The organism is Zoogloea sp., assembly GCF_023150065.1.
In the GTDB taxonomy this organism is placed as follows: domain Bacteria; phylum Pseudomonadota; class Gammaproteobacteria; order Burkholderiales; family Rhodocyclaceae; genus Zoogloea.
The window spans coordinates 1-610 of record NZ_JAKLLN010000162.1; the positions used below are offsets into that span (position 1 = coordinate 1).

At 61.6% G+C, this 610-nt stretch carries 1 protein-coding gene; it reads right to left on the bottom strand.

Annotation, left to right across the window (positions count from 1 at the left end; translation table 11 throughout):
• Positions 1 to 282: DUF1178 family protein (locus L6Q67_RS24045; protein WP_296576195.1), on the bottom strand; the 282-nt coding region annotated here is incomplete at its 3' end.
• Positions 283 to 610: the final 328 nt, after the last annotated feature.

The window sequence follows — 610 nt, forward strand, 5'->3', positions numbered from 1 at the left end:
TTCGGCGAAGCGCTCGCCGACGTCTTCGGACTGGCTGGCGGCGGCGCGCAGGGCTTCGACCAGCCGCGCGGCGATGGCCTTGGGGTCGGGGGGCGGCAGCGTGGGCGCCGAGTGGGAGGCGGTCTGGACGTAAGGTGCCGACGGCAGCCGGCGAATCTGCCGGCTGTGGCAGTGGGGGCAGCTCACCAGCCCGGCGGCGAGCTGGCTCTCGAAGGCTTCGCTGGAGGCAAACCAGGCCTCGAAGCGGTGGGCATGCTCGCAGCTGAGGTCGAGGACGATCACGATGCTGGCTGTGCAGGGGTGGTACCCGGAACGGGGGTCGAACCCGTACGCCTTGCGGCTTCGGATTTTAAGTCCGTTTTTACCGGATTCATTGTTCGCCTTTGTTCATCTTTACACGCAAAAACAGCAACTTACAAAAATGACAGTCTTCATCGTTCGCCTTCGTTCGCCTTCGCGGTTGTCACTTAGTTGTCAGACCTTGGTGAACTCAAGCACCACAAAAACCGTGCTACGGCTCGACGACTTAGCCCGAGAAAAATTGAGCCCAAACAAGCCGCTGTCCGCCTTGCTGTCCTTGGCCTCATCGAGGCCGCCGAGAACTATAACC